Source organism: uncultured Virgibacillus sp. (assembly GCF_947495635.1).
Taxonomy (GTDB): Bacteria; Bacillota; Bacilli; order Bacillales; family Amphibacillaceae; genus Virgibacillus; species Virgibacillus salarius.
The window spans coordinates 21,252-27,251 of sequence record NZ_CANMAB010000052.1 but is presented as its reverse complement, the minus strand read 5'-3'; the positions used below and the strand labels follow the sequence as shown (position 1 = coordinate 27,251).

5 protein-coding genes are annotated in these 6,000 nt (G+C 38.0%); 4 read left to right on the top strand and 1 reads right to left on the bottom strand.

What is annotated here, in order from left to right; translation table 11 throughout:
- Positions 1-426: 426 nt before the first annotated feature.
- On the bottom strand, positions 427-1,665 hold the full coding sequence (locus Q1A47_RS12235; protein WP_166530654.1) for a dicarboxylate/amino acid:cation symporter: 1,239 nt from the start codon (positions 1,663-1,665) through the stop codon (positions 427-429).
- A 418-nt stretch (positions 1,666-2,083) separates the two neighbouring features.
- Between Q1A47_RS12235 and bioA the strand changes: the two genes are divergently transcribed.
- The 4 genes from bioA to bioB all read left to right on the top strand — a co-directional run bounded on the left by bioA (position 2,084) and on the right by bioB (position 5,977).
- Complete coding sequence (gene bioA, locus Q1A47_RS12230; protein WP_034678416.1) at positions 2,084-3,457, top strand: adenosylmethionine--8-amino-7-oxononanoate transaminase; 1,374 nt, start codon at positions 2,084-2,086, stop codon at positions 3,455-3,457.
- A 65-nt stretch (positions 3,458-3,522) separates the two neighbouring features.
- Positions 3,523-4,212, top strand: a complete 690-nt coding sequence (gene bioD / locus Q1A47_RS12225; RefSeq protein ID WP_026679905.1) for a dethiobiotin synthase — start codon at positions 3,523-3,525, stop codon at positions 4,210-4,212.
- Positions 4,213-4,312: 100 nt separating this feature from the next.
- Positions 4,313-4,924 carry a biotin transporter BioY gene (locus Q1A47_RS12220; protein WP_034678419.1) on the top strand — a complete coding sequence of 204 codons (612 nt, stop codon included), beginning with the start codon at positions 4,313-4,315 and terminating at the stop codon, positions 4,922-4,924.
- Positions 4,925-4,984: 60 nt separating this feature from the next.
- A complete protein-coding gene (bioB, locus tag Q1A47_RS12215; protein ID WP_026679906.1) occupies positions 4,985-5,977 on the top strand; it encodes a biotin synthase BioB in 993 nt (330 codons plus the stop codon).
- Positions 5,978-6,000 lie beyond the last annotated feature (23 nt).

Genomic DNA, 6,000 nt, shown 5'->3' with positions numbered 1-6,000 from the left:
TAACATTTCAAAATAACTACTTGGCTTAACGCAGTCATTGCACTGATTTTATACTTTCTTAACTTAGAACAAAAGCGGCAAGCGCACGATTAAAAACGTAGCGACTGGAGCGAATCAACGGAGAAAAAGGAATTACGGTAAGCTAGCGCGCCGATGATGACGTATCATAGGGCGATTCATGAAGTCGCCTCGTTTCTGGGCGCTGGAGCTGGACGGCTCAACACGCGCCTTTTTATCTACATGGGCAAATTTTATCATTTCCTAGGCTGCTAAAAAGGAGCTGACTTCATCAGTCAACTCCCCATCCATGCTACTGGTATATACTACCTTTCCACAGGTAGCCGTTTCTCCTGATTACTGTACACTATTTGACTATACAGAAGTTTAGCATATTTTTCGTGCTAGATGGATCTTAAAACAGTTCTACTATAATGCAGATTGCTGTGCTTTTTGTTTACTATTTTTCTTATCACTTTCCGAGATAATATAGGCACAAGCTGCATCTCCAGTAATATTAAGTGATGTACGTAGCATATCTAATAACCGATCAACACCAATGATTAGCGCGATGCCATCCACAGGTAAACCAACTTGTTTAAGAACCATTGATAGCATAATTAAGCCTACGCCAGGTACCCCAGCTGTTCCAATACTTGCTAACGTTGCCGTTAAGACAACCATCAATAATTGACTTAATCCAAGTGGTTCTGCATATACTTGAGCAATAAACACGGTAGCTACAGCCTGCATAATTGCAGTACCATCCATGTTTATCGTAGCTCCCAAAGGCTGAACAAAACTACTAATCGACTTCTTTACTCCTAACTGCTCCTGAGCCAACTTCATAGAGACAGGCAACGTTGCACTTGAACTAGATGTACTAAACGCTACAGACATTGCAGGGAAGAATGATTTATAGAATTTTAACGGACTCGCTTTTCCTAAGCCTTTGATTGCCAAACTATACGTAATTGCGCCATGCAAAATAAGTGCTACAATTACTGCTAGCATATACATGAACATAGACCCTAATGCATCTAATCCAGTATCTCCAATAGCTGAGGCAATCAATGCGAACGCACCATACGGAGCCGTTTTCATTACTGCGTTAACAAGGAAGATAAGGATTTCATTTGCTTGTTCAAATAAACTACGAATCCCACTTGTTTTTTCCCCCAATACTGCTAGTGAAACCCCTATAAATATGGCAAAAGCAATGATTTGCAGCATATTTCCAGTAGACATTGCTTCGATTGGATTTTCGGGAATTATCTGAACTAATGTATCCATAATAGGTGGTGCTGCTTGTTCCTCATAGGTAACATTTTCTACATTAAATGTTCCAGCTTTACCAGGCTCTAGTAAAAATCCGACACCAAGTCCAATTACAAGAGCTACAGCAGTGGTAACTAAATAAAAGCTAACCGTTTGAATGCCGATTTTACCTAGTTTCGAAGGATCACCTAACCCAGCTGTTCCCAGGACAATGGAAACAAATACGATCGGCACAACAATCATCATGATTAAATTTAAAAATATTTGTCCAACAGGATTTAATACATACGTATCAACAGCAGAAAATACATCGCTAGATGAAAAAGTTAAACCTATACCTACGATGATTCCTAGTACGAGGGCAATCAGAATTTTTTTCGTTAGATTCATAGCATTCGTCCTTTCTAGTTGTATATTCGATTGTCTGAGACGATTTGGTGAATAGAGGCTATTTGGAATGGTAGTGTAAATGCAGTGTTTACAAGGATTGAAGCTTGTAATTTTTTGAGTTGCTTTACCATTCTACCATTTTTTATGCAAAATGAATAGACCCTGTCTATATTTGTCTAAAATATACAAATTTTCTATATATATGGTTATATTACATTGGAAATTAAGAATAGGATTCGTACGACAACTTAATTTTAAAAAAGGTATGCAAACAGCCCTTTTATCGCCAATAATAGACAAGCTATTCATTGAACAAATTCTATCAATAAGGATTGACCTCGACGTTTTTTTATGATTTCATTATTGTTAACCTTTAAAAAATATGGTTAACAATAAAATGTAATATGGAGGTCTATCAATGAGCAACAGTGAATTAATAGAAAAAAGTAAACGACATCTATGGCTACCATTTACGCAAATGAAGGATTATGATCGTAATCCGTTAATTATTGAAAGTGGGCAAGGCGTTATCCTAAAAGATACGGAAGGAAAATCCTATTATGATGGTTTTTCATCTGTATGGTTAAACGTACATGGTCATCAAAAAAAAGAATTAAATGAAGCTATTTGTAGTCAATTAGATAAAATTGCACATTCTACACTACTTGGAATGACAAACCAGCCAGCTACTGAATTAGCAGAACAATTAGTACATATTACCCCTGATGGTCTAAATCGTATTTTTTACTCCGATAGTGGTGCAGAAGCTGTTGAAATCGCACTTAAAATGGCCTTTCAGTATTGGAGAAACCAAGGGGTTACAGGTAAAAATAAATTTGTAACGATGAAGGACGGTTATCATGGCGATACAATTGGCGCAGTAAGTGTTGGTGCGGTAGATATTTTCCATCACGTCTACCATCCACTTACATTTGATAGCATCCCTGTTCCTTTTCCATATGTATATAGACATCCAAGTGGAGACCCTGAAACATGTAAAAATGAGTGCTTACTAGAACTAGAACGTACATTAGATCAGCATCAGGATGAGCTAGCTGCCGTAACAGTCGAATCGATGATGCAAGGAGCAGGAGGAATGCGATTAATGCCTCATGGCTACTTGGCTGGTGTTGAAGCATTGTGTAAGAAATACAACGTTCTACTTATTCTCGATGAAGTAGCTACCGGATTTGGTCGAACAGGGAAAATGTTTGCCTGTGAGCATGAAGATGTAACTCCAGACATTATGACTATCGGAAAAGGTATCACAGGAGGCTATTTACCAATTGCTGCTACTCTCTCAACAGAGCAAATATATGAGGCTTTCTATGATGATTATACAAATATGAAAACATTGTTTCATGGACATTCGTACACTGGAAATCAGTTAGGTTGCGCAGTTGCTCTTGCCAATCTGGACTTATTTAAGAAAGAACAAGTAATTACTCGTGTGCAAGAAAACTCGAAATACCTGTACAGGGAATTAGAATGCTTCAATAAATTAGAACATGTTGGAGATATTAGACAGCTTGGTTTTATGGTAGGAATAGAACTAGTGAAAAATAAGCAAACAAAAGAACCCTTTCCTTTCGAAAAAAGAGTAGGTTATGACGTTTCCTTAAAGATGCGTCAGCTCGGTATGCTAACCCGTCCAGTGGGAGATACGATTGTTTTTATGCCGCCACTATCTAGCAAACGACAGGAATTGCGTGAAATGATAAAAATTATGGAAGCCTCTATTCAACAGATTACAGAAGAAAAATATGCACAATTGGAGACCATAAAAAAATAAAATCTCACATAAACGACTTCTACTACTCTACCTATATAGATCAACCAAGAAACGGAGACAAAAGTATGAAATCAAAGGGATTATTTATTACAGGAACAGATACGGGTATTGGTAAAACATGTATCGGTGCTGGCATTGCCGGTGCATTACACAAACAAGGAATAGATGTTGGCGTTTTTAAGCCCATGTTAAGTGGAGAGAAACGGGAACACCCCCTCAGCGATCCCGCTATTCTGAAGAGATTCTCAGGAGATAGGAATACATTGGAGCAAATTACACCTTATCAATTTAAAGAGCCATTAGCACCATATGTTGCTGCCAAAAGAGAAGATCGGTTGATTTCCCTAGCATCCATTGTCAATGCTTGGAACAGTATTAGAGATACCCATGAATTCTTCATTGTAGAAGGTGCCGGTGGAATTGCCGTTCCATTCGGTGAAAATTATCTTGCTGCCGATGTAGCTAAAGCAATTGGCTTTCCATTGTTAATTGTAGCAAGTATACATCTTGGCACCGTCAATCATACATCGTTAACTGTTCAATTCGCCAAGCATATGGGGCTTGAAATAGCTGGAATTGTTTTAAATGGATTAGATGAAGCCAAACATGGGGCAGCTGAACAAACCAATCCTGGCATTATTGAGGAGCTAACTGGGATTCCTGTCCTTGGCATTCTACCTTGGCTCGATTCGAATAGCCCGAAACACGTGATTGAGCAAACCAAAGTGTCCATACCACTTCAAACATTCTTATAGAGAATTATAATTTGTGGCTAATTTATTAGCCTTAGATGGAATAACCCCTTAATGACAGGTGTGTTGTTACGTTACAGGTTTTTAGACAGGAGGCTTTTAATTGAAGACGCACATACGTGTTCATACCTTAGATTTGACCTTAATAGCTTTGTTTGTAGCATTAATGGGGATTGGAGCAAATATAACCACATGGGTGCCATTTTTGCAAATTGGCGGTGTACCGATAACCTTACAAACATTTTTTTGTTTCTTATCTGGTGCTCTACTTGGTAGCCGTCGGGGGGCGATTTCCATGATCGTATACGTCCTTGTAGGGGTTATCGGTATTCCCGTATTCGCTGGCTTGAAAGGTGGACTAGGTACTATTTTTAGTCCAACCTTTGGCTTTATTATATCGTTTATTGTTACAGCCTATATGGTAGGGAAAGTGATTGAATTTACAAGAAAACCCACTTCCCTTACCTTTGTTATTGCTTCTCTGGTGGGACTTGTATTCAATTACCTAATTGGAACGAATTATATGTATTTTTCTCTAGCATTCTTCATGGATGCTACTGAGAGTATAACTTATAGTAAGGCATGGCTAATCATGCTCGCATACTTACCAGTAGATTTACTGACAATTGGCGCTGCAGCCATGGTAGCACCAAGAATATATGATACGTTTCAGCGAACAAATCCCATAGGAATCAAAACACGAGTAACTAACTAATCTAGCAATTAGGAATAAAACTAGTTAGAAACAGATAAGAAATATTAAAGGAGGCGTACTATGTTAAATTTCAATTCACTAGCAAATGCCGTATTGGAAGGATATGAAATTACAGAGGGAGAGGCCATGCAGATTTTAGAATGTCCGAATGATAAAATTCTAGACTTGCTACATAGTGCCTATCTCATTAGAAAAACGTATTATGGCAATAAAGTAAAATTAAATATGATTATTAATACCAAGTCTGGTGCTTGCCCAGAAAATTGTGGTTATTGTGCTCAATCAAGAGACTCGACAAATCCAATTCAAAAATATCGTATGATGCATAAGGATACCATCGTTCAAGGTGCGGAAAAAGCACACCAACTTCATTCTGGCACTTATTGTATTGTCGCTAGTGGTCGAGGACCAACCACCCGTGAACTAAACCAAGTAACCAGTGCAGTCAAAGAAATAAAAGAAAAATATAATTTAAAAATATGCGCATGTTTAGGTATTCTAAAACCAGGACAAGCCGAACAATTAAAGGAAGCTGGTGTTGATCGATACAACCATAATATCAATACATCAAAAAATCATCATGACAATATAACAACTAGTCACAGCTATCAGGATCGCGTTGCAACTGTCAATAAAGTAAAAGATATTGGGATTTCGCCTTGCTCTGGGGTCATTGTAGGAATGAAGGAGACAAAAGAGGATGTTATCCAAATGGCCATTGCTTTAAAAGAATTAAATGCTGACTCTATTCCTGTTAATTTTCTGCACGCCATGGAGGGGACATTATTAGAGGGGACAGATGAGTTAACTCCTCTTTATTGTCTAAAAGTATTATGTCTATTTCGTTTTATTAATCCTACAAAAGAAATTCGAGTTTCCGGAGGTCGTGAAGTTAATTTAAGAAGCCTTCAACCACTTGGATTATATCCAGCTAACTCCATCTTTATTGGTGATTATCTTACCACAGCCGGGCAGGAAGGAACAAAGGACCACCAAATGCTAAAGGATCTTGGGTTTGAAATTGACTACGAAGGTAGTGAGATACCTATTTAATCTTCAACGTTAACAGTTTGCTT

Excerpts from the sequence above, each read along its gene's own strand:
- bioA (WP_034678416.1), top strand. The coding sequence starts at position 2,084 with ATGAGCAACAGTGAATTAATAGAAAAAAGTAAACGACATCTATGGCTA.
- bioD (WP_026679905.1), top strand. The coding sequence starts at position 3,523 with ATGAAATCAAAGGGATTATTTATTACAGGAACAGATACGGGTATTGGT.
- bioB (WP_026679906.1), top strand. The coding sequence starts at position 4,985 with ATGTTAAATTTCAATTCACTAGCAAATGCCGTATTGGAAGGATATGAA.
- Q1A47_RS12235 (WP_166530654.1), bottom strand. The coding sequence starts at position 1,665 with ATGAATCTAACGAAAAAAATTCTGATTGCCCTCGTACTAGGAATCATC.